Origin of the sequence: Paraburkholderia megapolitana, assembly GCF_007556815.1 — a bacterium.
GTDB lineage: Bacteria > Pseudomonadota > Gammaproteobacteria > Burkholderiales > Burkholderiaceae > Paraburkholderia > Paraburkholderia megapolitana.
Map to the genome: position 1 here is coordinate 2,442,563 of NZ_CP041743.1, position 24,278 is coordinate 2,466,840.

Annotated in this window: 25 protein-coding genes; 9 read left to right on the forward strand and 16 right to left on the reverse strand. The window is 60.3% G+C overall.

Annotated features, from left to right (window positions below):
• Window positions 1–8: 8 nt before the first annotated feature.
• From FNZ07_RS10385 to FNZ07_RS10400, 4 genes are all read left to right on the forward strand, one after another.
• Entirely contained in the window at window positions 9–1,274 is a 1,266-nt protein-coding gene (locus tag FNZ07_RS10385) for an aromatic ring-hydroxylating oxygenase subunit alpha (protein WP_091018063.1), read from the forward strand.
• 92 nt (window positions 1,275–1,366) lie between these two features.
• The gene (locus FNZ07_RS10390) at window positions 1,367–2,509 is read left to right on the forward strand and encodes an FAD-binding oxidoreductase (protein WP_091018065.1); all 1,143 of its coding nucleotides are present in this window, start codon (window positions 1,367–1,369) and stop codon (window positions 2,507–2,509) included.
• 202 nt (window positions 2,510–2,711) lie between these two features.
• Entirely contained in the window at window positions 2,712–3,587 is an 876-nt protein-coding gene (locus FNZ07_RS10395; protein WP_091018067.1) for a glycine betaine ABC transporter substrate-binding protein, read from the forward strand.
• A 117-nt stretch (window positions 3,588–3,704) separates the two neighbouring features.
• Complete coding sequence (locus tag FNZ07_RS10400; protein WP_091018069.1) at window positions 3,705–5,363, forward strand: APC family permease; 1,659 nt, start codon at window positions 3,705–3,707, stop codon at window positions 5,361–5,363.
• A 15-nt stretch (window positions 5,364–5,378) separates the two neighbouring features.
• Here FNZ07_RS10400 and FNZ07_RS10405 read toward each other — a convergent pair whose 3' ends face one another.
• Entirely contained in the window at window positions 5,379–6,158 is a 780-nt protein-coding gene (locus FNZ07_RS10405) for an SDR family NAD(P)-dependent oxidoreductase (RefSeq protein WP_091018071.1), read from the reverse strand.
• Window positions 6,159–6,300: 142 nt separating this feature from the next.
• Between FNZ07_RS10405 and FNZ07_RS10410 the strand changes: the two genes are divergently transcribed.
• Window positions 6,301–7,239 (forward strand): AraC family transcriptional regulator, encoded by a 939-nt coding sequence (locus FNZ07_RS10410; RefSeq protein WP_091018073.1) that lies wholly within the window; start codon window positions 6,301–6,303, stop codon window positions 7,237–7,239.
• 104 nt (window positions 7,240–7,343) lie between these two features.
• On the opposite strand, the gene FNZ07_RS10415 is transcribed toward FNZ07_RS10410, so the two are convergent.
• Window positions 7,344–8,228 (reverse strand): SDR family oxidoreductase, encoded by an 885-nt coding sequence (locus tag FNZ07_RS10415; RefSeq protein ID WP_091018075.1) that lies wholly within the window; start codon window positions 8,226–8,228, stop codon window positions 7,344–7,346.
• 105 nt (window positions 8,229–8,333) lie between these two features.
• Here FNZ07_RS10415 and FNZ07_RS10420 point away from each other — a divergent pair, with 105 nt between their 5' ends.
• Entirely contained in the window at window positions 8,334–8,753 is a 420-nt protein-coding gene (locus FNZ07_RS10420) for a winged helix-turn-helix transcriptional regulator (RefSeq protein ID WP_091018078.1), read from the forward strand.
• A 19-nt stretch (window positions 8,754–8,772) separates the two neighbouring features.
• Here the strand turns inward: FNZ07_RS10420 and FNZ07_RS10425 are convergent, their stop codons facing one another.
• From FNZ07_RS10425 to FNZ07_RS10440, 4 genes are all read right to left on the reverse strand, one after another.
• Window positions 8,773–9,921 (reverse strand): peptidyl-alpha-hydroxyglycine alpha-amidating lyase family protein, encoded by a 1,149-nt coding sequence (locus FNZ07_RS10425; protein ID WP_091018081.1) that lies wholly within the window; start codon window positions 9,919–9,921, stop codon window positions 8,773–8,775.
• 124 nt (window positions 9,922–10,045) lie between these two features.
• Window positions 10,046–11,098, reverse strand: coding sequence for a phospholipase D-like domain-containing protein (locus FNZ07_RS10430; protein WP_170275709.1), 1,053 nt, complete (start codon window positions 11,096–11,098; stop codon window positions 10,046–10,048).
• Window positions 11,099–11,391: 293 nt separating this feature from the next.
• The gene (locus FNZ07_RS10435; protein ID WP_091018085.1) at window positions 11,392–11,706 is read right to left on the reverse strand and encodes a hypothetical protein; all 315 of its coding nucleotides are present in this window, start codon (window positions 11,704–11,706) and stop codon (window positions 11,392–11,394) included.
• A 62-nt stretch (window positions 11,707–11,768) separates the two neighbouring features.
• Window positions 11,769–12,335, reverse strand: coding sequence for a carboxymuconolactone decarboxylase family protein (locus FNZ07_RS10440; RefSeq protein WP_091018088.1), 567 nt, complete (start codon window positions 12,333–12,335; stop codon window positions 11,769–11,771).
• Window positions 12,336–12,398: 63 nt separating this feature from the next.
• Here FNZ07_RS10440 and FNZ07_RS10445 point away from each other — a divergent pair, with 63 nt between their 5' ends.
• On the forward strand, window positions 12,399–12,713 hold the full coding sequence (locus tag FNZ07_RS10445; RefSeq protein WP_091018090.1) for a winged helix-turn-helix transcriptional regulator: 315 nt from the start codon (window positions 12,399–12,401) through the stop codon (window positions 12,711–12,713).
• Between the two features lie 62 nt (window positions 12,714–12,775).
• Here FNZ07_RS10445 and FNZ07_RS10450 read toward each other — a convergent pair whose 3' ends face one another.
• Entirely contained in the window at window positions 12,776–14,440 is a 1,665-nt protein-coding gene (locus tag FNZ07_RS10450; RefSeq protein ID WP_091018092.1) for an ABC-F family ATP-binding cassette domain-containing protein, read from the reverse strand.
• A 217-nt stretch (window positions 14,441–14,657) separates the two neighbouring features.
• Between FNZ07_RS10450 and FNZ07_RS10455 the strand changes: the two genes are divergently transcribed.
• Window positions 14,658–15,278 (forward strand): CDP-alcohol phosphatidyltransferase family protein, encoded by a 621-nt coding sequence (locus tag FNZ07_RS10455; protein ID WP_091018095.1) that lies wholly within the window; start codon window positions 14,658–14,660, stop codon window positions 15,276–15,278.
• A gap of 20 nt (window positions 15,279–15,298) precedes the next feature.
• On the opposite strand, the gene FNZ07_RS10460 is transcribed toward FNZ07_RS10455, so the two are convergent.
• The gene (locus tag FNZ07_RS10460) at window positions 15,299–15,796 is read right to left on the reverse strand and encodes an NUDIX domain-containing protein (RefSeq protein WP_245811707.1); all 498 of its coding nucleotides are present in this window, start codon (window positions 15,794–15,796) and stop codon (window positions 15,299–15,301) included.
• The gene (locus tag FNZ07_RS10465) at window positions 15,783–16,370 is read right to left on the reverse strand and encodes a GNAT family N-acetyltransferase (RefSeq protein WP_170275710.1); all 588 of its coding nucleotides are present in this window, start codon (window positions 16,368–16,370) and stop codon (window positions 15,783–15,785) included. The genes FNZ07_RS10460 and FNZ07_RS10465 overlap by 14 nt, the downstream gene beginning before the upstream one ends.
• Before the next feature lie 160 nt (window positions 16,371–16,530).
• Between FNZ07_RS10465 and FNZ07_RS10470 the strand changes: the two genes are divergently transcribed.
• Window positions 16,531–17,724, forward strand: coding sequence for a phytanoyl-CoA dioxygenase family protein (locus FNZ07_RS10470; RefSeq protein ID WP_091018102.1), 1,194 nt, complete (start codon window positions 16,531–16,533; stop codon window positions 17,722–17,724).
• A gap of 81 nt (window positions 17,725–17,805) precedes the next feature.
• Here the strand turns inward: FNZ07_RS10470 and FNZ07_RS10475 are convergent, their stop codons facing one another.
• The 7 genes from FNZ07_RS10475 to FNZ07_RS10505 all read right to left on the reverse strand — a co-directional run bounded on the left by FNZ07_RS10475 (window position 17,806) and on the right by FNZ07_RS10505 (window position 24,262).
• Window positions 17,806–18,246, reverse strand: a complete 441-nt coding sequence (locus FNZ07_RS10475; RefSeq protein WP_091018104.1) for a DUF3592 domain-containing protein — start codon at window positions 18,244–18,246, stop codon at window positions 17,806–17,808.
• Between the two features lie 125 nt (window positions 18,247–18,371).
• Complete coding sequence (locus tag FNZ07_RS10480) at window positions 18,372–19,175, reverse strand: ABC transporter permease (RefSeq protein ID WP_091018108.1); 804 nt, start codon at window positions 19,173–19,175, stop codon at window positions 18,372–18,374.
• A 4-nt stretch (window positions 19,176–19,179) separates the two neighbouring features.
• Window positions 19,180–20,007: an ABC transporter permease gene (locus tag FNZ07_RS10485; RefSeq protein ID WP_091018110.1), complete on the reverse strand. Its 828-nt coding sequence runs from the start codon at window positions 20,005–20,007 to the stop codon at window positions 19,180–19,182.
• 4 nt (window positions 20,008–20,011) lie between these two features.
• Window positions 20,012–20,992 (reverse strand): ABC transporter ATP-binding protein, encoded by a 981-nt coding sequence (locus tag FNZ07_RS10490; protein ID WP_091018112.1) that lies wholly within the window; start codon window positions 20,990–20,992, stop codon window positions 20,012–20,014.
• A gap of 146 nt (window positions 20,993–21,138) precedes the next feature.
• Window positions 21,139–22,032, reverse strand: coding sequence for a formyltetrahydrofolate deformylase (gene purU / locus FNZ07_RS10495; RefSeq protein WP_091018115.1), 894 nt, complete (start codon window positions 22,030–22,032; stop codon window positions 21,139–21,141).
• A 230-nt stretch (window positions 22,033–22,262) separates the two neighbouring features.
• Window positions 22,263–23,480 carry a patatin-like phospholipase family protein gene (locus FNZ07_RS10500; RefSeq protein ID WP_091018117.1) on the reverse strand — a complete coding sequence of 406 codons (1,218 nt, stop codon included), beginning with the start codon at window positions 23,478–23,480 and terminating at the stop codon, window positions 22,263–22,265.
• Window positions 23,477–24,262, reverse strand: a complete 786-nt coding sequence (locus tag FNZ07_RS10505; protein WP_091018119.1) for a 3-hydroxybutyrate dehydrogenase — start codon at window positions 24,260–24,262, stop codon at window positions 23,477–23,479. Before FNZ07_RS10505 ends, FNZ07_RS10500 begins: the two co-directional genes overlap by 4 nt.
• Window positions 24,263–24,278: the final 16 nt, after the last annotated feature.

Sequence of the window (24,278 nt, forward strand, 5' to 3'; positions counted from 1 at the left end):
AGCACACGATGAAAGTATCGGCAGACATTCGCGCGCTGGTCGATCGGCGCAAGAAGGGTTACAGCCTTGAGGCACCGTTTTACCTGAGCGAAGAGATTTTCGCGCTCGACATGGACGCGATTTTCCGCCAGCACTGGATCCAGGTCGCCATCGAGCCGGACATCCCCGAGCCCGGCGATTACACGACGGTCCAGCTGGGCCACGATTCGATCCTGATCGTCCGTGACGACGACATGGAAGTCCGCGCGTTCCACAATGTGTGCCGCCATCGCGGTGCGCGCCTGTGCAACGAAGAGAAGGGCTCGGTCGGCAATATCGTGTGTCCGTATCACAGCTGGACCTACAACCTGAGCGGCCAGTTGATGTTCGCCGAGCACATGGGCGAGAAGTTCGACCGCTGCAAGCACAGCCTGAAGAGCGTGCACGTGCAGAATCTGGCCGGGCTGATCTTCATCTGCCTCGCAGACGAACCGCCGGTCGATTTCGACGTGATGCGCGCCGCGATGGAGCCGTACCTGCTGCCGCACGATCTGCCGAACCTCAAGATCGCCGCCACGATCGACATCATCGAAAAGGGCAACTGGAAGCTGACGATGGAGAACAATCGCGAGTGCTATCACTGCGTCGCGAACCATCCGGAGCTGACCATTTCGCTGTACGAGTATGGGTTCGGCTATCAGCCGTCAGCGGCGAATGCCGAGGGTATGGCCGCGTTCGAACGGACCTGCGTCGAACGCGCGGCGCAGTGGGAAGCGATGAATCTGCCGTCGGTCGAAGTGGACCGGCTGTCTGACGTGACCGGTTTTCGTACGCAGCGCCTGCCGCTCGATCGCAGCGGCGAATCGCAGACGCTCGACGCGAAGGTTGCATCGAAGAAACTGCTCGGCGAATTCAAGCAGGCCGACCTGGGTGGGCTATCGTTCTGGACCCAGCCGAACTCGTGGCATCACTTCATGAGCGACCACGTCGTGACGTTCTCGGTGATCCCGTTGTCGGCTGGCGAGACGCTGGTGCGCACGAAGTGGCTCGTGCACAAGGACGCGAAGGAAGGCGTCGACTACGACGTGAACAACCTGACGGCCGTGTGGAATGCGACCAACGATCAGGACCGCGCGCTCGTCGAATATTCGCAGCGCGGTGCGTCGAGCAGCGCGTACGAACCGGGTCCGTATTCGCCGTTCACCGAAGGGCTCGTCGAGAAGTTCAGCGACTGGTATGTGGGACGGGTCGCGGCGCAGATCGATTCGCAGACTGAAGCACACGCTAGCAGCTAACGCGCAGCAGGCAGTAGTACAAGCAGCAGCGTAAACAGCAACGCAACGAACACAAGCAGACAACTGGCTGCCTCGGGCAGGTGGAGCAAACGATGATGCGGGATGCGGCAACTTTCGAACCCGTTGAGAGCCGGCTGACCAAGCCGCAATTCTGGGGCGTGCTGCCCGAGCGCTGGACGAGCGACGTCGAAGAGACGCTCGTGTGTTGCCAGGTGCGCCAGGAAACGCACGACGTGAAGAGCTTTTTCTTCCGTTCGCCGCAAGGTCGTGCGTTTGTGTTCGAGCCGGGCCAGTTCCTCACGCTCGAACTGGAAATAAACGGCGAGACGGTCAATCGCTGCTACACGATCTCTTCGTCGCCGACGCGGCCGCATACCATTTCGATCACCGTAAAACGCGTGCCCGGCGGCCCGGTTTCGAACTGGCTGCACGACAACTTGCAGGCCGGCGCGCAGGTTCGCGTGCTGGGACCGTCCGGCGATTTCACCTGTGCGCGGCATCCGGCGCGCAAGTATCTGTTTCTGTCGGCGGGTTCGGGTGTCACGCCGCTGATGTCGATGAGCCGCGCGCATCACGAGTTGAGCGAAGATCGCGACATCGTGTTCGTGCACAGCGCCCGCACACCCGACGACATCATCTTCGCGCGTGAACTCGATCTGATCGCGTCGAACCAGAGCAATTTCCGCACGTCGTTCATCTGCGAACGTGTCGGTCCGCGCACCAACTGGCACGGCGTAACGGGTTTTCTGACGCTGCCGCTGCTACAAGCGATCGCACCGGACTTCATGGAGCGCGAGATCTTCACGTGCGGCCCGGCGCCGTATATGAAGGCCGTGCGCGACCTGCTCGGCGATGCGGGTTTCGATCGCGCGCACTATCACGAGGAAAGCTTCTCGTTCGAGACGCTGACACAGTCGGCGCCCGAGGTTCTCGTCGAAGAACACGCAGCCAGTCCCACAGAGCAGGGCACACAGACGTTCACGGTAAGCTTTGCGCGCAGCAATCGCGAGATCAGCTGCGGCAGCGACCAGCACGTGCTCGACGCTGCGCGCCAGGCCGGCGTGCGGTTGCCGTCGTCGTGCACGCAGGGCATGTGCGGCACCTGCAAGGTCAAGCTCGTCTCCGGCCAGGTCGAGATGAAACACAACGGCGGCATTCGTCAGCGGGAAATCGATCAGGGGATGGTGCTGCTCTGCTGCAGCAAACCATTGACGGATCTCGTCGTCGAGAAGTGACAGTCGGTTTGTCCTGCACCGGACCGCACGGCATGAACACCCGATGCGCGCGGCCCGCGCATCCGGTTGCCCGACGTATCGACGCCTGCCGATGATGCGTGTCGCATTTCCACAAGCCGCTGTCGCAACAGACTATCCGCCGTCAATTCTGGCTGGCGATGCTCAGTGCTACACCGCGCTAGCGGCCATAAGGAGATCGACCATGAAACGCCTTAAAAAACTCTTGCTGTGCGGTGCACTCGGGGCTGCTCTGATCGCGACGATGAGCGCGAGCGTGACTGCGGCAGCGGATACGAAACCGACGATCAAGATCGGCTATGTCGAAGGATGGGATGACAGCGTCGCGACCTCGAACGTCGCCGCACAGATCATCCAGAAGCGGCTGGGTTATCCGGTGCAACTGGTGCCGGTTGCGGCAGGGATCATGTGGCAGGGTGTGGCGCGCGGCGATCTCGACGCAACGCTGTCGGCCTGGCTGCCGGTGACGCATGGTGCGTACTGGGATCAGTTCAAGAGCAAGGTGACCGACCTCGGGCCGAATTTCAACGACGCGAAGATCGGTCTGATCGTCCCCGCTGATTTACCGGAGACGAGCATCGGCGACCTCGAAGCGCATAAGGCGGACTTCGGCGGCCGCATCGTCGGGATCGATGCGGGCGCGGGTGTGATGAAGAAAGCGGGCGAGGCGATCCAAGCCTACAACCTCAGTCTTCAGCTGATGCCAAGCTCGGGCAGTGCGATGACCGCGGAACTTGCACGCTCGATGCATGCCAATAAACCTATCATCGTGACCGGCTGGGTACCGCACTGGATGTTTGCGAAGTGGAAACTGAAGTTCCTCGAGGATCCGAAGAAGGTGTTCGGCGAATCGGAGCATGTCGATAACGTAATCAACCCCGGGCTCGAGACAAAGGCTGCACCCGTGGTTGCGTTTCTCAAGAAATTTCAATGGAAGCCGGGCGAAATCGACAGCGTGATGCTGGCGACACAGAACGGCGCCAAGCCTGCTGCCGCAGCCGACACATGGATCGCCGCGCACGGCGATCGGGTCGACAGCTGGGTGGCTGGAGCGCAATAACGTCTTCGCTTTGACGTTGTCACACAGCGTGCGGATCGCCGTTGCAGGGCGATCCGCATGCTGGGTTCAGGTTCACGCGTTCCGGTCCAGGCACAGGCTCTCTACAGGAGGCTCTGGATGGAACAGGCAAGACTGCGCACGCGCAGCACCCACGACGCGGCACATGGTGCCGCTCATGACGAAGGCCACACGCTGCAACGCGGCCTCACATGGAAGGACGCATTCTGGGTGACGAGCGGTGTGCCGGCCGGCATTCTGTTCACGATAGGCGGCGTATGCGCGACGATCGGTCAACCTGCGTGGGCGATCTGGATCGCGGCGATCTCGATGGGCTTGATCCAGAGCGCGACGTATGCCGAGATTTCCTCGCTGTTTCCCCATAAATCCGGCGGCGCATCGGTGTACGGCGCGATGGGCTGGGTTCGCTACGGCAAGCTGATTGCGCCGGTGTCGGTGTGGTGCAACTGGGTCGCGTGGTCGCCGATGCTGGCGCTCGGCACCGGGCTCGCCGCGAGCTATGCGCTCACCACATTGTTCGCGCCCGATGCGTTGATCAACACGTGGCAATGGACCTTGCTCGATCTTGGCTTCGTCAAGCACGGTCTTACGCTGCGCATCAACGCCACGTTTCTGCTTGCGGTCGTTTTCCTGTTGATCACCTTCAGGCTGCAGCACAGCGGCGCAGCGAAAGCGGCGAAGACGCAGCGCCTGCTTGGCATTGCGTCGCTGACGCCGTTGCTGATTGTGGGTATCGTCCCGTTCGTGACCGGCGATGTGCCGGCTGCACACCTGTGGCCGCTGCTGCCGCTCGCGCACGATGCGCACGGCCAGCTCAGCGCGGCATCGTTTGGTTCATGGAACAGCACCGGTATCACGATGGTGTTCGGTGCGATGTTCATGGCGGGCTGGGCTGCATACGGTTTCGAAACAGCCGTCTGCTATACGCGCGAGTTCCGCAATCCGCGTACCGATACGGTCAAGGCGATCTTCTGGTCGGGTGCACTGTGCCTTGTCGTCATGACGCTGGTGCCGATTGCGTTTCAGGGCGCGCTCGGCACGGCGGGCATGTTGAATCCGAAGATCGTCGACGGCACCGGTGTGGGTGCGGCGATGGCGCATATGGTGGGCGGCGGTGCAGTGGTTGCGAACGTGATCGTCGTGATGCTGATGCTGTCTATCTTGCTGATCGTGATGACTTCGATGATGGGATCGTCGCGCACGTTGTACCAGGCGTCGGTGGACGGCTGGTTGCCGCGCTACCTGTCGCATGTGAACGAACACGGCGCACCGACGCGCGCGATGTGGACCGATCTCGGCTTCAACCTGATCCTGTTGATGATGTCCGACTATATGACGGTGCTGTCCGTGTCGGGCGTGTGCTACATGATCTTCGTATTTCTGAACCTGCAGTCGGGATGGATTCATCGCATGGATCGTCCTGACGCGGACAGGCCTTTTCGCTGTCCGACCTGGTTGCTTGCGGCAGGCGCGGTGTGTGGTTATCTCGACCTGGCGTTCATCGGTGCGGGTGCGGATTTGCAGGGCGAAGGCACGTTGCGTAACGGCTTGATTGCGATGCTGTTGATCGTGCCGGTGTTTGTGTTCCGGCATTACTGGCAGGATCGTGGGCGTTTTCCTGCGCGCATGGCGCAGGATATGGAGATGCAGCCGGGGAGCGGGGTGAGTGGTATGCGGCGTGCGTTGCCTTATGGTGCGTTGGTGCTGGCTGCGCTTGTGGTGTGGGCTTCGCACTACCTTGCGAAGCCCTTCTATTGAGTGAACCAGCGGCACTCAGATCTGCATTCCTCCCGCCACCTCGATCCGTTGAGCATTGACCCAACCGAACTCGTCGGACAGCAAACCAGCAATCACGGGGCCAACATCGTCGGGCACACCGACACGTCCGAGCGCCGTATGATCCGCAACCATCTTGTTGATGGCGGGGTTGTCACGCACGACGCCCCCGCTGAAATCGGTGGCAATGGCTCCAGGCGCGACGACGTTCACCGCGATCCGGCGCGGCCCGAGTTCCAGCGCCATATAACGCGAGAGCGACTCGACCGCGGCCTTCATCGGGCCGTAGATCGCACGGCCATTCATCGCCACGCGGGCAAGACCCGACGAGATGTTCACGATTCGCCCGCCGTCGTTCATGAGCGGCAAAAGCGCCTGCGTGAGCAGGAAAACGCCCTTGAAATGCACGTTGAATTGCGCATCCAGTTCAGCTTCCGTGCCCGTCGCCAGCGATGCCGCAGAGGAAGTCCCCGCGTTGTTCACGAGATAGTCGAAGCGTTCCGCGTGCACTTCGCTCAGGGCGCGTGTCACTCGATCGATGAAACCGCCGAAGCTCGCCGCGTTGCCCGTGTCGAGCTGCAACGCGATAGCTGGAATTCCGATATCGCTCGTGAGCGCGACGACCTTCTCCGCTTCTGCCTGATTTGCGTGGTAGGTGAATATCGACCGCACCCCGCGTTTCGCGAGGCTTATCACGGTGTTGCGCCCGATGCCCCGGCTGCCGCCGGTGACAATAGCGATCTTGTTCGTTGATGGGGTTGAATCTGCGACTGCCATGTTCGTGCTCCCGGTTAGAAACTGGAACCGAGTATAGGTTTGGAGGTGACGCAATCTGAATACCCAAACCACCCCATTTCTTGCCTATTCCGACTCGGCGACGTATGGTTGTCAGTCGATGCCCGGATGGGAGATCAGGTTCATGCTGGAAGATTTAGTCGCTGCGATGTTGCGATATACCGACCGCCAGGAGGGCGCGAGCCCGTACTTTACGGCGATCGAAAGCGTGTTCATTCTTCGCTCGGATCACCCCAAGCCACCGGTCCACCGGATATCGCAACCGGCCATGTGTATCGTGGCTCAGGGTGCCAAGTGGGCCAGCTTTGGCGAAACGCGCTACGAATACAAGGCCGGCGAGGCACTCATTGTTGGAGTCGAGGCTCCATCGGTTGGCAAGGTAAGCGCGGCCAGCCCCGACCGGCCATGTCTTGTCCTCGCGTTCGAACTCGATCTCGCGATCATGCGCAGTGTTGCGGCGGAACTGGACGAGCCACCGAAGGCGAGTGGCGATGTCGGTCGAGGCGTCTTCGTGACCGATTTCCTGGGACCGCTCGCCGACTGTGCGCTGCGTCTCGTCAAGTTGCTCGATACGCCTGGTGCGATTGCGACGCTTTATCCGCTCATCATGCGAGAGATCTGCTACTGGCTTCTAACCGGGCCACACGGCGGGGACGTCGCACGCATGGCATTGACGAATGCGCCTTCGAAAGGCGTGCTCAATGCGATGCGCCGGCTCCGCGAAAATCTTGCTGAACCGATCCGCGTCGAAGAATTAGCCACGGTTGCGCAGATGAGTCCGTCTTCTTTCAATCGACATTTCAAGGCACTGACATCGCTTTCGCCGTTGCAGTTTCACAAGCAGCTAAGGCTGCTGGAAGCTCGCAGACTGATGGTCTCGCTCGGCGCGAACGTCGAGACAGCGGCTTTTCAGGTGGGCTACGAAAGCCCGTCGCAATTCAGCCGCGAATATTCGCGCATGTTCGGCGAGCCACCAAAGCGGAACGTGAAGCGGCTGGAGTCCGGGGTCGATGAAGTTTCTCGCCGTGCCGATCGCGAGGTTGTAGTGAGGGGCGTTGCCTGAGTGGATCATGGCAAAGAGCTAGAGCTAGGGGAAATCGTGTTCGAACCTTGGCAGTGGCTGGCCGCTCCTGGCCGACCACTACCCGATATCGCACAGAAACACATTCAAACGATATAGCTGGCTCTCGCCTCTTGCAGATATTCACCAAGCCGCTTTGGAGCACGTCCGATGAGCGACTCGAGATGGTCGGTGACGATAGAAAGATTTCCGGCCCGGACCTCCACTTCAATCGACGCCAGTGCGGAAACAAACACGTCAGGAACACCCGCCGCTTTCAGTCCCGTGACGAATTGCTCGTCAGTCACATGGACGACGACAAGCGGCTTGCCTGTCACCCGGCTAGCGAGGTCGGCGATTTCTTCGTTGGACAACGCTTCCGGACCTGTGAGCGTGTAGGTCCGGCTATCGGTGCTTGACGTGGCCAGCGCTGCGGCAATCGCTTCAGCATAGTCCTCCCGTCCGGCGGACGACGTTCTCCCGCCTTTAGTCGCCGAATGCCATTGCCCGCTCTTCAGCGCATGAGGGAGGGACCTGTGCAGATTCTCGTGATACCAGCTGTTGCGGAAAATCACGTGCGGCAGACCGGTGGCCTTGATGGCCCGCTCTGTTTCCAGGTGGTCCGGCGCGAAGCTCAGTAGCGAGCTGTCCGGATTGGGCTGCGACGTATAGGCGATACGCTTGACATCTGCCGCGACCGCCGATGCGACCGCATTGCGATGCTGCTTCAATCGTGTGTCGACTCCATCCATGGCATCTGTCGAAATGATCAGGACGGTACCGACGTTTTTGAAAGCTTCGGTCAGGCCCTGAGGATCTTCGAAGTCCGCCTTGCGAACCTCAATGCCTGCTGCAGCAAGGCCGGCAAGTTTTTCGGGGTTGCGCGTGCCGGCGATGATGCGCTCGTGCGTCACGCCGCGCGCAAGCAGATGCTTGATGACAAGCTGACCGAGTTGACCGGATGCGCCGGTGACGAAAATGGTGTCGCTCATGTACTCGCCTCATTGTGAGTGTTACTCTCTTTTTGAGAGTGACTCGATAATCAGGCTTCTGCGAGCACTCGTAAAGAAGGCAGTTTCTGAGGAGATAGTTACCAGATGGGAACCACCAAGGTATCGACCAGCGCGCTCAAAGCGAGGCTGGAGAAGGCTCGGGCCGAACACGGCGCCTGGGCGAATTGCCCGGTGCGCGACGTCGTCGATGTGATCAGCGGGCGGTGGAGTTCGTTACTGATGACGGCGCTGGCCGAGCACCCATGTCGATTCGGCGAACTGCGCCGGTTGGTGCCCGACATTTCGCAGCGCATGCTGACGCAGACACTTCATGAATTGCAACGCGATGGTTATGTGCATCGCGTGGTCTTTCCGACCAAGCCGCCGGGCGTCGAATACAGCCTGACCGATCTCGGGCATTCGATGTTCGATGCGTTGAACGTGTTGATCCAGTGGGCCGACGACAACCATGCTGCGGTCACGGCGGCCCGCCTGCGCTTCGATAGCGAGAAGGAATCTGCGTAAGCGGTCTTACGCCCCAGTGTCAGGCGTGCAGAACCAGCTTCTGCACACGCCAGTTGAGCAGTTCGGCAACGAACAGCACGTTCTCGGATGGACACGCCATCTGATGAATCCAGCCGAACTGCTTCGACTGCTTGCCTGCTTTGCCGAGCACGCCGAGTACCTTGCCGTCGAGCGTCATCTTGTAGATGCGACCCGGAAAAGCATCGGAGCTATAGAGCACCTGGTTCGGTCCCGGCGAGATGCAGATCGCCCACGGCGAACCTGGTGCAAACGTGCCGGCTGCGATGTCCGCCTCATTCGGCATGTTGCCGATCGCGGGACGCGCATCCGCGGGCACCGGGACATCGATCGTGAATTGCCGCAGGAACTTGCCTTCGGTGTCGAACACCTGAATGCGCCGGTTGCTGCGGTCCGCGACGTAGATGTTGTCGTGTGCATCGAGCGCGATGCTATGCGGCGTATGAAACTGTCCCGGCCCGGTGCCGCGGTCGCCCCATGACTTGATCCAGTTGCCGTCGCGATCGACTTTCGCGACCCGCGAGTTGATATAGCCGTCACTGATGTACGTGTTGCCTGCGACGTCCCATGCGACATCGGTGACCTGGCGAAAGCGCCCGGGCTCGGCGGGTAGCGGCGGGTTAGGGTGCTTGAGCGGGGCGGTCTCTTCGTCGGCGGCTTCCTGCTTGCGGCCGAACACCATGGCGACGCGTCCCTCCGGTGTGAACTTGATCACCATGTCGGAGCCCTTGTCCGTCACCCAGATGTTGTCCTGCCGGTCGACCTTGAACGAATGCGCGAACGACCAGGCATACAGGTTGTGTCCTATCTCGCGGATGAAGCGTCCGTCGGGTGCGAACTCCAGCAGTTGTGCCGCAGCCGCGCCATAGGCCGGCCCGGTTGTATTGCCGCGCGACAGCACGAAGATGTGTCCTTGCGAGTTGAGCGCAACGCCGGAGCATTCGCCGAAATAGGTGTCTTCAGGTAAACGAACGGGATCGGCAATCGAATCGAAAGGAATCGACGGCACCGATTGTGCGTCCGCGAAAGCCGGCGGTATGACGAGCCCCGCAGCCGTACCGGCGACGAGGCTCATGAAAGTACGGCGACTCATCGCCCGATGCTCCGCGTTGCCGCAGCACGGGCAAAACGACCCATAGTGCTCGCTCATCCGATGTCTCCTTGATGGTATGTCACGCACTGGCGTACTCAACGTACCGAACGTGCAGAGGCAATCGTAGTGCACAAAACGTTTAATCGCTAAGCGGCATTTGGGTCGCGCGGGCGGCCGCAAGTCAGTGAAACGGCGATTGTCTCAGCAAGCGCTCATCGCTATTGCTACTGCTGCTAAACGGCGTGCCACCGTTAAAGTCAGCAGTGAGCGTGCTCTGGATCGACGACAGGATGGCTGCGTTCGTCGTCTCGAGACCCAGCTCGCGATTCTTGGTCAGCGATGCTACCGAGAAATTCTCCGAGCCGAGAAAGAGGTTCGCTTGCGGTGTGCCGTAATCGACGAGGATCGCTTTTGCATGGATGTACAGCGACGCGCTCGATGCGTAAGTGCTGATCTGCACGCCGGCCGCGCTGAGCTTGTCGAAGTTGCTGACCCAGTCGCTGCTGTAGGTCATCGCGACCTGGACGGTTACCCCGCGTTTTGCCGCGTTGACGAGTGCGGTGACGATCTTCGAGTTGCTCATCTCTTCGTTCTCGACTTGCAGTGTGCTTTGCGCCGAGTTGATGAGATTGACCAGATCCGTTTGCGACTGCGTCGGGCTCCACACCAGATCGTCTCCGGCGGGTGGTGTGATCGAGCTGCTGTTGAAATCGGCATTGAAGACGGTCTCGATGGCGGCCACGTCGTTGGCGTCGCTCTCGATCACCGCGAAATCGCGCGATGTCGAATAGTAGCGGCTCGTCAGATTGAGCGTCATGATCGCCGCCGTTTTTCCATCGACGACAATCGACTTCTGATGCGTGGCCGCATAAGTCGGATTGGCCCAGACGACGTTGACACCGTTCTGCGACAGGTAAGTGTAGGCCGCCTGGTTGTTGCTCGACTCGAGGTTCTGATCGAGGATCACACGCACTGTGACGCCGTTGGCCGCGAGCTGAACGAGCGTCTGCTCGGCCGTCGTATCGACGAGTTCGTACATCGTCATGTCGAGCGTCTTGGTTGCCGATTGCATGAACGTATAGATCGGCGTGAGACCTTGACCGGGTTCGGTGATCAGCGTGGGGCTTGAAGCGGTTGCAGTGGCAGGCGTTTGAGCGGGCAGTGTAGCGGCCTGGGCGGTAGCGGATAGCAGAGTCAAGGCGCAAAGCAGGGCAGTCAAAACGGTTCGACTCATGGATAACCTCCAGAAATTTGGGTGTTCCCCGGGGGTACAGGTCTTGTCGTTTTGTGCGATCGGACATCTCGCCTGATCGGAATGGATGCATCGAAATGTAGATGCACGCGACGTTATCGTCCATTCCGATGACATTTACTTGTCAGCGGGATTGAGTATTCGCTCAGGTACTACGGGAGGGTCATGTCAAGCGCATAGGCTTGCGCGTTGCTTTCAAGAAGCGAAGGCGTGAGGTCTTGTTTATTCTGCAGGACTTAGGTCTATGAGTTGCGATGTGGATAGCAAGATCCGAACTACTCATCCGACAGAATTTCGTTCGTAATGTTGTCAACCACGACAGGGCTGTCAAAGTACGTGACCGAAGGATTTGCACCGAAGGTCTCACGTGCAACAGCACGCCAACTTTCCGTGTACATCGCTTCGGCTTCGACGCGGGAGTTCCATAGATAGACTCCCCCAGCCGTGGTGCCATCTTGCGACAGGACATAGTACTTACGGAGAAGACCGGCCACGCCCAGGTATCTCGGGGCCGCACTCAGGAAAATGCGTCGCGCTTCTTCACGTGTGACCGGCTTTGGAAATTGAAATGAGGTGATCACGGTGATCATGGAAATTCACCCTCGGTTGCGAAGACTTCAGATAGCGTGTCCCACGCATTAATCCCGACTCATCACGGCGCTTGGGTCGCCGTGCGTTCGGGGAAGCGCATTGCATAAGATTCGAGCGGCAACTGTAGAGCATTGGTGAGGTAGCTTACGGTTCGATAGAGACCTGCCAACATCAACATTTCAAGAATCGCTTCCTCGGAGACATGAGCGCGTAGCGCCTGCCATGTGTCTTCGTCGATGTCGCAGTCGTTATGTAACGCGTCACACATTTGCAAGACGACCGAGTCTTCGGTCGACCAGCATTTGTCGTGAGGTGTGCCATGCACCAGCGCCTCGATTTGTTCTTCCGAGAAACCAGCACGTGCGCCAAAGAAGGTCACGTGTACCCCCCATTCATACTCGGACCGACATAGGGCAGTGGTTCGATCGATGATCAATTCGCGCTGCCGTAACGTCAGGTGTCCACGACCCAGCAGACCGGCGGCGAAGAATTTTCCAAATAGCCGCTCGTCGCGAGCCAGCGTGGTGAACAGGCTAAGCGCCGGAACACCCTGCGGCATGGTCTTCTCAATGCTTTCCTGAATGAACGGCGAAAAAGGCGGCCGCGCGGGTTCGATGCGTGCAGGCATGGCAGATCTCTTTGCTATAATTTCGATAGCACATTCTGGTCATTTTGCTATGAAAAGTAAAGCATGAAAACACCGAAAACTGGAAAACCTGTACGCGGGTCGACGACAGGGCGGCCGATCATGGTTGCGCTCGACCTGCTAGGACGCCGGGCAGCGCTGCGCATTCTCTGGGAATTGCGCGGCGAGCCACTGACGTTTCGCGCACTGCAAGAGGCGGCCGATACGAATCCCAGCTTGCTCAATACCCGGTTAAAGGAATTGCGCGAGGCAGGACTCATCGATCACGCGGGAGAGGGGTATTGCCTGACCGAGGGAGGGATGGCGCTACGGGTTGCGTTGCGGCCGCTAAACAATTGGGCGGAGACCTGGTGCAAGTGATATCCGGCTTCGCCTTCCATGCATCCCCACCGCCCGCCTGGGGTATCTCAAGCGCTGACCTTCTACCCCGCGGCAGCCTGCTCGCGTATGCGACGCGCTTCGTCGCGCAGGAATTGCTGGTAGTCATCCAGATCGCCGTCGAAAGGCTCGACGCCGCCCTTGGTGACCAGCCAGAACTCATCGCATACGGCGCGCAACAGGGCCCGGTCGTGACTGACCAGCATCACCGTGCCTTCGAATTCGTTGAGCGCCATGGCTAGCGCTTCGCGTGTGGCCAGGTCGAGGTGGTTGGTAGGTTCGTCGAGCAGCAGCAGGTTGGGGCGCTGCCACACGATCATGCACAACACGAGCCGCGCCTTTTCGCCGCCGCTCATCGTGCCGACCGCCTGATGCACCATATCGCCACTGAAGCTGAAGGTGCCGAGGAACGTGCGAAGCGATTGTTCGGTGCCGCTCTGGCCCGGCGCGCGCATGTGCGGCGGCGTGTCTTTGGCAAGCCGGATCATGTGTTCCATCGGCGTGTCGAGCGGACGCAGCACGTCGAGTTCCTGCTGGGCGAAGTAGCCGATGTTCAGGCCTTTTCCTTCGCTGATTTCGCCGGCAATCGGCGTCAGCGCGTGCGCCACCGTCTTCACCAGCGTGGACTTGCCCTGGCCGTTGGCACCGAGGATGCCGATGCGCTGCCCGGCCAGCACCGACCGGTTGATGCCCCGCACGATGACCGTGGGCGGCGTGCCCGGCAGTGCATCGGTCGGCGCCGGATAGCCGAAGCTCGCGTCCAGCATCGACAGCAGCGGGTTCGGTACGTTGAGCGGCTCCTTGAACTCGAAGGTGAACTCCGCGTCGGCCAGCACGGGGGCGATCTTCTCCATGCGTTCGAGCGCCTTGACCCGGCTCTGCGCCTGCTTCGCCTTCGAGGCCTTGGCCTTGAAACGGTCGATGAATTTCTGCAGATGGGCGATCTTCTCCACCTGCTTCGCCATCGCGGCCTGCTGCAACACGAGCTGCTCGGCGCGCATGTCTTCGAACTTGCTGTAGTTGCCGCCATAACGCACGAGCTTGGCGTTGTCGACGTGCACCGTCACCTGCGTCACCTCGTCGAGGAATTCGCGGTCATGGCTGATCACGACCATGGTGCCCTGATAGCGCTTGAGCCAGGCTTCCAGCCAGACCAGTGCGTCGAGGTCCAGGTGGTTGGTCGGCTCGTCGAGCAGCAGCAGGTCGGACGGGCACATGAGCGCGCGCGCTAGTTGCAGTCGCATGCGCCAGCCGCCGGAGAAACTGTTGACCGGGTGGCTAAGCTGCGCCTCAGTGAAGCCAAGGCCCAGAATCAGCGCCTGGGCACGTGCGGGGGCATCGTGCGCACCGGCATCGTGCAGCTCCATGTAGGCGTGCGCCATGCGCATGCCGTCGTCGCTGGCCTCGGCGGCGGCGACTTCGGCCTGCGCGGCCAGCAGCACGGTGTCACCGTCGACGACGAAGTCGGTCGCGCTCTGCTCGGTCTCCGGCATGTCCTGCGCGACCTGGCCCATTTTCCACGCAGCGGGAATCGAGAACTCGCCGCTATCTTCGTGCAACGTGCCATTGAGAAGGCCGAAGAACGACGACTTGCCGGCGCCATTGCGGCCGACTAGACCGATTTTTTCGCCGGGGGTGAAGGTGATGGACGCGCTGTCGAGTACGACATTGACGCCGCGGCGCAGCGTGAGATTACGGACGGAAATCATAAGGAGCTACTTCGGAGAGGATTGGCATGATAGCCGACCGGACGGGTCGGGCTGTCTTTTTCTGCGCCGCTTACGCCTTGCGGCGCCCAGCGGCCGCACAGCAAGGCGGGCCCCGGCGCACCGGGCGTAGCGGCTGGGGGTGTCCACCGATCGCTCATCGGAGACGCTTTCAATAGCCTGCTAGCATAGCGATCTACCCAATCCTCGCGACAAGAACATGACAAAACCCGTCCGGCGCTTCTCGATGATTCGCGAATTTCATCTTGCTGACTGGTTCACGCTCGGCAATGCCGCTTGCGGCACCGGTGCGCTCTTTTCCATCATTACCTACATCGCCACAGACGACGTGTTGCACGTCTATTACGCGGGCGGCCTGATACTCGCGGCCCTGGTGTTCGATGTTCTGGACGGAAGAATTGCCCGCTGGCGTCAGAAGTCGTCGACCCTGGGACGGGAACTGGACTCGTTAGCCGACGTGATTTCGTTCGGCGTGGCACCGGCCATCGTCGCTTACGGGTGCGGCATGCGTGGATTGTACGACCGGTTGCTGCTGGTTTATTTCGTGGTCTGCGGCGTGTCGAGACTGGCCCGGTATAACGTCACAGCCGAGGCGCTCTCGCAGGAAACCGGGAAAGTGTCCTATTTCGAGGGCACGCCGATCCCGACATCGATTGTGCTCGTGCTGGTGTTGGTGATTGCCGCGAAGCTCGACTCGATCGGCCCGAACCTGTGGTTCGGTGAAGTTCATATGCACGGCGGCACGCTTCATCTGATGACGCTGCTTTTTGGTTTGTCTGGGTCGTTGATGATCAGTCGTATCAGGATTCCCAAACCCTGATTAGTCTTGAAACGCTCGTTCTAGAACGAGCGAAACAAATCATCGATCGGATACGGCAACGCCAGCTCAGGCATGTCACGTCTATCGAAATACCGGGTGGACTTAGTCTCAGAGTCGGTAGGAATTCCAGACGCACCGATGATCTTGCACTGAAATAACGTCACCATATACTCAACCTGATCGCCGCTGGGATACGTGTATCGGAACGTGTGTCCGCCGAATACCCCCAGAATTCGATGGATTTCGACCGCATACCCGGTCTCTTCCATCACCTCGCGAATGATCGCTTCCTGAGGGCTTTCGCCCAACTCAACTCCACCCGCCGGCAAGCTCCAGGCTTCTCCGGAGGATTTCTCCTGCAGCAGCAATCTGCCCGTGTGATCGTGAATCACGGCCGCGACAGATGGGCTCAATACCCGGTCCCGTCCAACGCGCTTTCTTAGCCAGCTCATGTAGCTCTCGTTGCTCAAAGCGGTATCTCCATAGGAAGGCCCAACAGTTGAATCATCGGTATTCATCGGGTTTTGCACCGGCACTTAGTTCGTCCGAAAGGCGAGACGTCAAAGAGAATACATAGCAATCTCTTGCCGCGTCGCCAAACGCAGGAAGCACCAACCACTTCCGCAGCGTCCCCTCACAGTGAAACCCCAGCTTCTCCAGAACGCGCCGTGAGCCGACGTGTTCGACATCGCACACGGTCCAGATTCGTTGCGCGCCAGGCGAGCGCCACAGCGCGGAGATCGCCGCATGGCCAGCTTCGACTGCGAGTCCGCGGCCCCAAAAGCGCTCACCGATTCCGTAGTGAATTTTGATCTTGTGGCCCTGTGGAATCGCGACGAATACTCCGATCGGTTCATCCTCTTCTCGTGTCGCGATGACCCACGAAAATGGCGCGCCGGCCTCATGCCACGCTGAGTCGCACCACTTGTCGAGCATCGCGGCGGTACGGTCGACGTCCTGATGAGCATCGCGTTGCAGAAACCGTGAGCAGTTCCCCACCCCCGTGTAGTTGTCGAACAGCACCGAAGCATCGCCCTCGCGCGCACGACGCAAGCACAGGCGCCTCGTCAATAGTTCCACGCGATCTTCCATCCAGATCCCCTTTGGATACTCGCCATTAACGCTCGATTGTCGCGAATTCATCTGATCGTGTCGAAGGGCAGGCGCCACTATTGAGGTGTTTTTGATGTGTTTATGCCAACGCAGATCGATGCAACGGCAGTATCGTTGAGAAAATCAATCGGGAGGCGATATGGACCAGCAACGCTCACGCCTGGAGCCAGGGCGGAGGAAACTGTATCGCGAGGACGACTGTACGCTGCCCGATTTTCTTGCAGTACTGCAAGATCGTCGCGATGCAGTGCAAGTCGAATACGCGGACGAGTTAGTTGAGGACGTGCCGGTCTACGATTGCATTTCGTTAAATCGGTTACTCAAGGATGCGACGCGTCGTACGGAGTTGCAAGCCGAATGGGCGGACGTGCTTGAGCACGGTGCGGGTGTTTTCGTACTAAAGCGCGCTTTCCCCGACACCGCGCCGATCGACGATGCCACCGAGGTCTTCGACACCATCATCCGCGACGAGCGGGAAGCGGGCAGTGCGGCAGCCGATCATTTCGCAAAGGCGGGCGCGAATGACCGGATATGGAATGCGCAGCAAAAGCTTTGTTTGCGCGCGCCATCGGTGTTCGCCCGTTACTACGCAAATCCAATGCTGATTGCCGCAGCAGAAGCATGGCTAGGTCCGTGCTTTCAGATGACTTCGCAGGTGAATGTCGTGCGTCCCGGCGGCGAGGCGCAGCAGGCACACCGTGACTATCATCTGGGGTTTCAGACCGTCGAGCAGGCCGAACGCTATCCGGCGCACGTCCACACCATGTCTGCCTTTCTGACGCTGCAAGGTGCCGTTGCACACAGCGATATGCCCGTGGAAAGCGGTCCGACGAAGCTACTTCCATTCTCGCAGCGCTACGCCGGGGGCTATCTTGCCTGGCGACGACAGGATTTCCGCGATTACTTCGAGGCGAACTGCATTCAGCTACCCCTCGAAAAGGGCGACGTGCTTTTCTTCAACCCCGCGCTCTTCCACGCAGCAGGGGCGAACCGGACGGCTGACGTTCAACGCATGGCGAATCTATTGCAGGTTTCTTCGGCCTACGGTCGTGCCATGGAGTCGCTGAATCGCACGAGGATGTGTGAAGCGCTGTACCCAGTTCTGCTCGATCAATTGGCGAATCATCGGTTGACCGAGGTTGAAGTCGAGGCAGTCGTTGCGTCGAGCGCGGACGGCTATCCGTTTCCGACGAATCTCGATAGCGATCCACCCGTTGGCGGCCTTGCGCCGGAAAGCCAGCAGATGTTGTTCGCGAGGGCGCTCCGGGAATCATGGACGGCGGAGGCTTTTACCAAAGCTCTTTATCGCCAGGCGACGCAGCGGGAAGCCTGAGATCGAGGATGTGACCGCGTATTGTGACCAGCGCGAACCGACTAGATTGAACGCTTCAAGTTCGTCTCTACGCCAACTCCGTTATCCGGCCGCTCGCGATCTTTTACGCAAGGAAAAGAACACGATGGTCGGAATGACGCTGAAAAGCAGACCGAACGACCCCGGAATAATCGAACCGATCCACAGCCAGATCGACTCGATTTCGGCGTGCTCCGGATTGTTGGGATCGTAGAGAACGGTAATCGGGGCTCCGTCAGTGTAGGGCTGATCCGTGGAACCGCTCTTCGAAGTCGCCTTAAAAGTGTGGCCATCTGGCGTAGTGAATTGAGCCTGCGGATACAAAAACGTGCCGCCATGATTGCCGCCGGACTTTGCAACGGCACCCACGAAGGCCCCTTCGGTTCGGGTTGCGTGAACGACGAAGGTCAGCGTCTGTGCGAGCGCAACCGCGGTTACGGCCAGAAAAATCAGGCCGATTATGAATAGCGGCAGGAGAACATAAGTAGAACTGCGCTGGGCCATGGCAATGCTCGTTGACGTTGACAGAGCGGATCGGTATTCCGGCGATACGTTATGCGTTCAAGCCGTCTAGCATGCTCGCACGACGCAAGCATACGCCCTGTATCTGGCCACCCCGCATTCGACTTTCAGGTACCTGTCGACGTGTATTTCCGCACGCCAAGTCGCCACACCGCAAAGCTAAGTGCGAGGAAGAGGAATCCGACTGCTGGCGTAAGAGGCAACAACCAGCGGGGCGCACCTAGCGGGTCCGCTTTGTGCAAGATGGCCAGCACCGGAAAGTAGGCGACGCAGGCGATCGGCACCACGAAGATCAGGAAGTTGCGAAACCAGCTTGTGTAGAAGGTGAGGGGATACTGCGCGGCCTGCACACCGCCATAGGTGACAACATTGACCACTTCGAGGCTTTCAACGGTCCAGAACGCGAGCGTTGCCTGCAGGACCAGCACACCGAAGAACAACGCCACGCCGCCCGCGATCGTCCAGATCGTCAAGGCAATCGCACCGACATCCCAGTCAAAATTCAGTGCTCGGGTCGCGACGACGATCACGGCGAGCCCCTGCGCGAAGCGCCCTAAGACCCGCAGCCTGAAATCGTGTCCCATGAGCTGCAGCGTTGCGGTACGCGGGCGCAGTAGCACTCTGTCGAAGTCGCCGGTGCGCACAAATTGACTACCGAAAACGTCGAAGCCACGAGTCAAAAAATCGGCGATCGAAAAGCTGATGCTGACCATACCGAAGAACATGCAGATATCGCCAAACTGCCAGCCCTGCACGGCACCGAACCGGTTGAATAGCGCCCAGATTCCGGCGAGTTCGATGGCATTGGCCAGGAATGCACCGAAGCTCAACATCAAAGTCGAGGCTGGATATTGCAGTTGTGTACGGATCGACGCGACGAAGTAGCGTTGCAGCAGATAAAGGGCGTTCATCGCGTCAGCCCCCTTGCACTTCGAGACGCGTCATCACACTGCCGAGCCCCCTGCGGCCGAGCACGACGAAGATCAGGGTCCAGAATACCTGGAAAGCCAACCCGGTCCACGCCGCTCCACCGCTAAGCGCACCGATATAGATTCGCGAAGGAATGTCGAGCATTCCTGCGAACGGTTGAGCGATGAGAGCGGGCTGTAGCCAGTCGGGAAACAAGCCTAATGGGACGAGATTGCCCGAAAACAGGATCACGAAGGACGGCGCGAGCGTGTTGATGCCACGGTCGGTCAGCGTCGCGGTGATGCAGAGGTTGATCAGCATCGTGAAAGCCGCGCCGAGCAGGATCATCAGCACTAGCGAGATCGCAAAGAGCCCCGCCTGGACGACGTCGGCCGGCGCTTGCCAGGACCACTCGCCGAGGCCCGCGAGCGGTAGCAGAACGGCAGCGGCAACGAACATCAGCCCGGCGCGCGGCAATGCACGCGAAGTCATCCACGCCGCTGCCCGGATGAACCACCAGGTGTACGTGTCGACAGGCCGCAGGCGGTCGTAGCCTATAGAACCGGTCCGCACAGCTGCGGCGACGTCGGGATCGCCGTTCCACGGTTGCAATGCGAGCAATGCCTGTCCGAGCCACGTATAGGTAATCACCTGCGCGAGCGACATCGACGCATGGGCATGCGTCGAATGACGATAAAACGCCGCGTACACCATGACCTTGAGCCCACCCCACCAGCACTGCGTAGTGAAACCGGCGAGCGCGGCAGCCCGGTATTGCAGCATGGTCTTGAAGCGGGCAACGAACGCCGCGACGTAAGGACGAAGGACGTTCATCGGCTCAGGCTTCCACGGCGCCGTGCAGGTGGTAGAACCGGGCGATGACTTCTTCGATTGCGGGTTGTTCGACGTGGATGTCCTCGACGACATGTTCGGCCGCGATACGCGCGATCAGCGTCGGCGCGCCGATGACGCGAGGATCAAAAGCGAGTTCCGCCGAGCGACCGTCACGCCGAAGTAATCGCACGCCATCGATCGCGATAGCAGGCGCTTCGCCGGCGAAATCCACCAGCAAACGGCGCTCGATCAGCACCTCCGCGCGCAGCGCATCGAATGATCGATCGGCCAGCACGCGGCCATGACCGATGACGATGACGCGCTCGGCCAGCGCCTCGATGTCGTGCATGTCGTGGGTAGTGAGCAGCACCGTGACGCCGCGCTCGTGGTTGAGCTTCTTCACGAACTCGCGCACGGCGAGCTTGGATGGCGCATCGAGGCCGATAGTCGGCTCGTCGAGGAAGAGAATAGGTGGCGCGTGCAGCAGCGCAGCCGCGATCTCCGCGCGCATCCGTTGTCCAAGCGACAGTTGACGCACCGGCTGATCGAGCAGGCGTTCGAGTCGCAGTATGGCGACCAGTTCATCGCGAGTCCGTACGTAGGCGGCAGGTTCCACCCGATAGATATCGCGCAGCAGATCGAAGCCATCGACGACAGGCAAGTCCCACCACAACTGGCTGCGCTGACCAAATACAGCGCCGATGCGGGCGACGTGAGCAATGCGGTTGTCGAACGGAACGCGATCTTCGATCACGACTTTGCCGGCTGTGGGGCGCAGGATCCCCGAGAGAATCTTGATGGTGGTCGATTTGCCCGCCCCGTTGGGGCCGATGAATCCAAGCAGTTCGCCACGCTCCAGGCTGAAACTCACATCCTTGAGCGCTTCGATCTCGCGCCAGTGGCGGCGAAACATGCCGAGTACGCCAGGTTGTCGTTCGCCGACGCGATAGGTTTTCGCCAGGCCCTCAACCACGATCTGGGACATGCCATCTCCATGGAGTCGTTCACCGCGCCGGCGAGTACCGTCGGCAGGGTCATGCCAGCAGAAGAGGGCGAGATGTTATCAGAGGTGGGGTGTTCCTGGGCGTTGTTGAAGGAGACTGCGCGGTCGATGCGTTATGACTCAATGGATTACAACACCACCGTCCGATCCCCATTGATAAACACCCGCCGCTCGACAAACGCCTTCACCGCCCGCGCCAACGTAATGCACTCGACGTCACGCCCCACCGCAAGCAGCCGCTCCGGTTTATACGAGTGATCGACGCGCTCGACGACCTGTTCGATGATCGGACCTTCATCCAGGTCGTCAGTGACGAAGTGAGCCGTCGCGCCAATCAGCTTGACACCGCGCGTATGCGCCTGGTGATAAGGCCGCGCACCCTTGAAGCCCGGCAGGAACGAATGATGAATATTGATCGCGCGCCCCGACAGTTTGCGGCTCGTCTCATCGGAGAGGATCTGCATGTAGCGCGCAAGAATCATCAGTTCGGCGCCGGTCGATGCGAATAGATCGAGCACCTGTTGCTCCTGCTGCGCGCGGTTATCGGCATTCACCGGCAGGTGCCAGAACGGTAGTCCGTGCTGCGCGGCGAGCGGTTCGAAATCCGGATGATTCGAAGCAATCCCGACGATATCCATCTTCAGTTCGCCCATGCGCCAGCGGAACAGCAGATCGGCGAGGCAATGTTCGAGCTTCGACACCATGATCAGCACCTTCGGCCGCGCGTCGACGTCGTGGATTGCCCACGTCATGTCGAAGTCGGCGGCGATCGGGACGAACTCGCGACGCAGCGCGTCGAGATCGAGTGCCGGGCGGCCGGGCGCATCCTCACCGCTGTCGGTCACGCCATGAAACACGCAACGTACAAAAAAGCGCTCGCTCAGGTCGTCATCGAATACGCTCAGCTCGTCGATATAACAGTGGTGCCGATCGAGCAGTGCGACGACAGCGGCGACCTGTCCTGCGGCGCTCGGGCACGACAGCGTCAGCACGTATTGATGGAAACGATCGGTGGCGGGCATGCGGGTCCTCGGCTTTTCATGGGATTGCCCGCATGAAGCCGGTAGCAGCGCGACCACGCAACGGCGGCACAGGCGGGATGCTCCAGTAGAGCAGCCCAATTTCCCCGTGCATAGAATCGATACGCCGTGCTGCTAGTACCGGCGCGCCAGGACGGCGGCCGGGTTCAGATCACTAAAGATGAGCGGCGGGGCGGGTTCGACCTCCACCGCGCTCCGACCGATGCGCCCGATTACTTGCGGCGGCGATGCACGTCGTGCGTAACGAAGCCCGCGTCGTTATGCGGCAACGCAAGCGCATCCGGCACTGCGAGCGTGTTGCGGATGTCAGCGAGACCGGCAGCCCAATGGTCGCGCATCGTCGAAAGACCGAACTGGTAATCCTTGTACTGGTGTTCGTAGTTCTTTCGCTGATAGATCAGATGCTGGACGTTGTAGCGCTTGTTCGACGACAACGCTTCGGCTTCCTTGCACCACGGGTTGTCGTGGCGCTGATCTTCTGGCACCTGGTCGAGCACGTGGCGCAGCAGATTGCGGTAACGCTGCTCGCGTTGCAGCGTGTCGGTGACAAAACGCGTACGGCTCGAATACTGCACGTCCTTCATGCGCTCGGCGACACCGGCCATCGTGTCGGGCACCGGACCGCGCGCGCTCCACAAGTCGACCTGGAACGCGAGCGTGTCGCGACGCGGCGAGCTTTGCAGCACTTCCATCAGCGGCGTGTTCGATACCACACCACCATCCCAGAAGAACTCGCCATCGATCTCGACCGGCGCGAACGCCGGCGGCAGTGCGCCCGACGCCATGAAATGCTCGGGGCGCAGCTCGATACGCGTGTTGTCGAAGTAGACGAAGTTGCCGGTGCGGGCGTTGACCGCGCCCACCGACACCCGCGTGCTGCCGTCGTTAATGCGGTCGAAGTCGCACAGCGCAAGCAGCGTGGCGCGCAGCGGCGAGGTGTCGTAATAGCTCACCTTGCCGGGCTCGCCCGGGATGCCGTCGATCGGCGGCGGAAAACGCGGCACGAAGAAGCCTTTTTGCCCCTGCAATATCGCACTCATCGCCTGCGATGCGGTGAACGCAGAACGTATCGATTCGTGGCTATTGAACAGCGCGAACTCGAACGCGGCGGGCAGCGCGGGAAAGAACGCCGGCTGGCAGATCGTTTCCCAGAACTCGCGCAGCCGCTCCACGCGCCGCTCGGGCGGGTTGCCGGCGATCAGTGCGGTATTGAGCGCACCGATCGAGATACCGGCAATCCAGTCGAGCGGCATCTCGGCTTCGTGCAGACCTTCGAACACGCCAGCCTGATACGCGCCGAGCGCACCGCCCCCTTGCAGCACGAGGGCGATGGTTTCGTAGGGCAGCGCGCGCACCGGCGTCGCGCCAACCTCGTTGTGCAGGTCGGTCGGATCGACGGCCTGCTTTTCGGTGCGGGCGCGTGGCTTCATTGCATGTACCAGCCGTGGCTGACCACGAACGACTGACCGGTCAACGCGGCGCTCGGGAACGCCGACAGGAACAGCACCGTTTGCGCGACGTCCTCGACGGTCGTGAACACGCCGTCCACGGTATCGCCGAGCATGACGTTCTTCACGACATCGGCTTCGCTGATACCGAGTTCTTTCGCCTGCTCGGGGATCTGCTTGTCGACGAGCGGCGTGCGCACGAAGCCCGGACACACTACATGCGAACGCACGTTGTGCTTCGCGCCTTCCTTGGCCAGCACGCGTGCCAGACCGAGCAGACCGTGCTTGGCCGTCACGTAGGCCGACTTCAGCGGCGATGCTTCATGCGAATGCACCGAACCCATGTAGATCACCACGCCGCCCTGGTCGCCCTTGTACATGTACTTGAGTGCGGCCTTGGTCGTGAGGAACGCGCCGTCGACGTGGATCGCCTGCATCTTCTTCCAGTCGGAGAACGCGTAGTTTTCGATCGGATTGACGATCTGGATGCCCGCATTCGACACGAGGATGTCGATCGTGCCGAACGCTGCCGCGACCTGATCGATACCGGTATTCACCGCTTCTTCGCTGGTCACGTCCATCGCAATACCGATTGCTTTACCGCCGGCCGCCTTGATCTCGTTCGCGACTGCGTTGGCACCATCGAGGTTCAGATCCGCGATGGCGACGGCCGCGCCGGCCTTCGCGTAGGTCAGGGCGATTTCCTTGCCGATGCCGCTGGCCGCGCCGGTGACGACCGCTACTTTTCCGTTCAGATTGCTCATGACTGGGTTCCTGTTT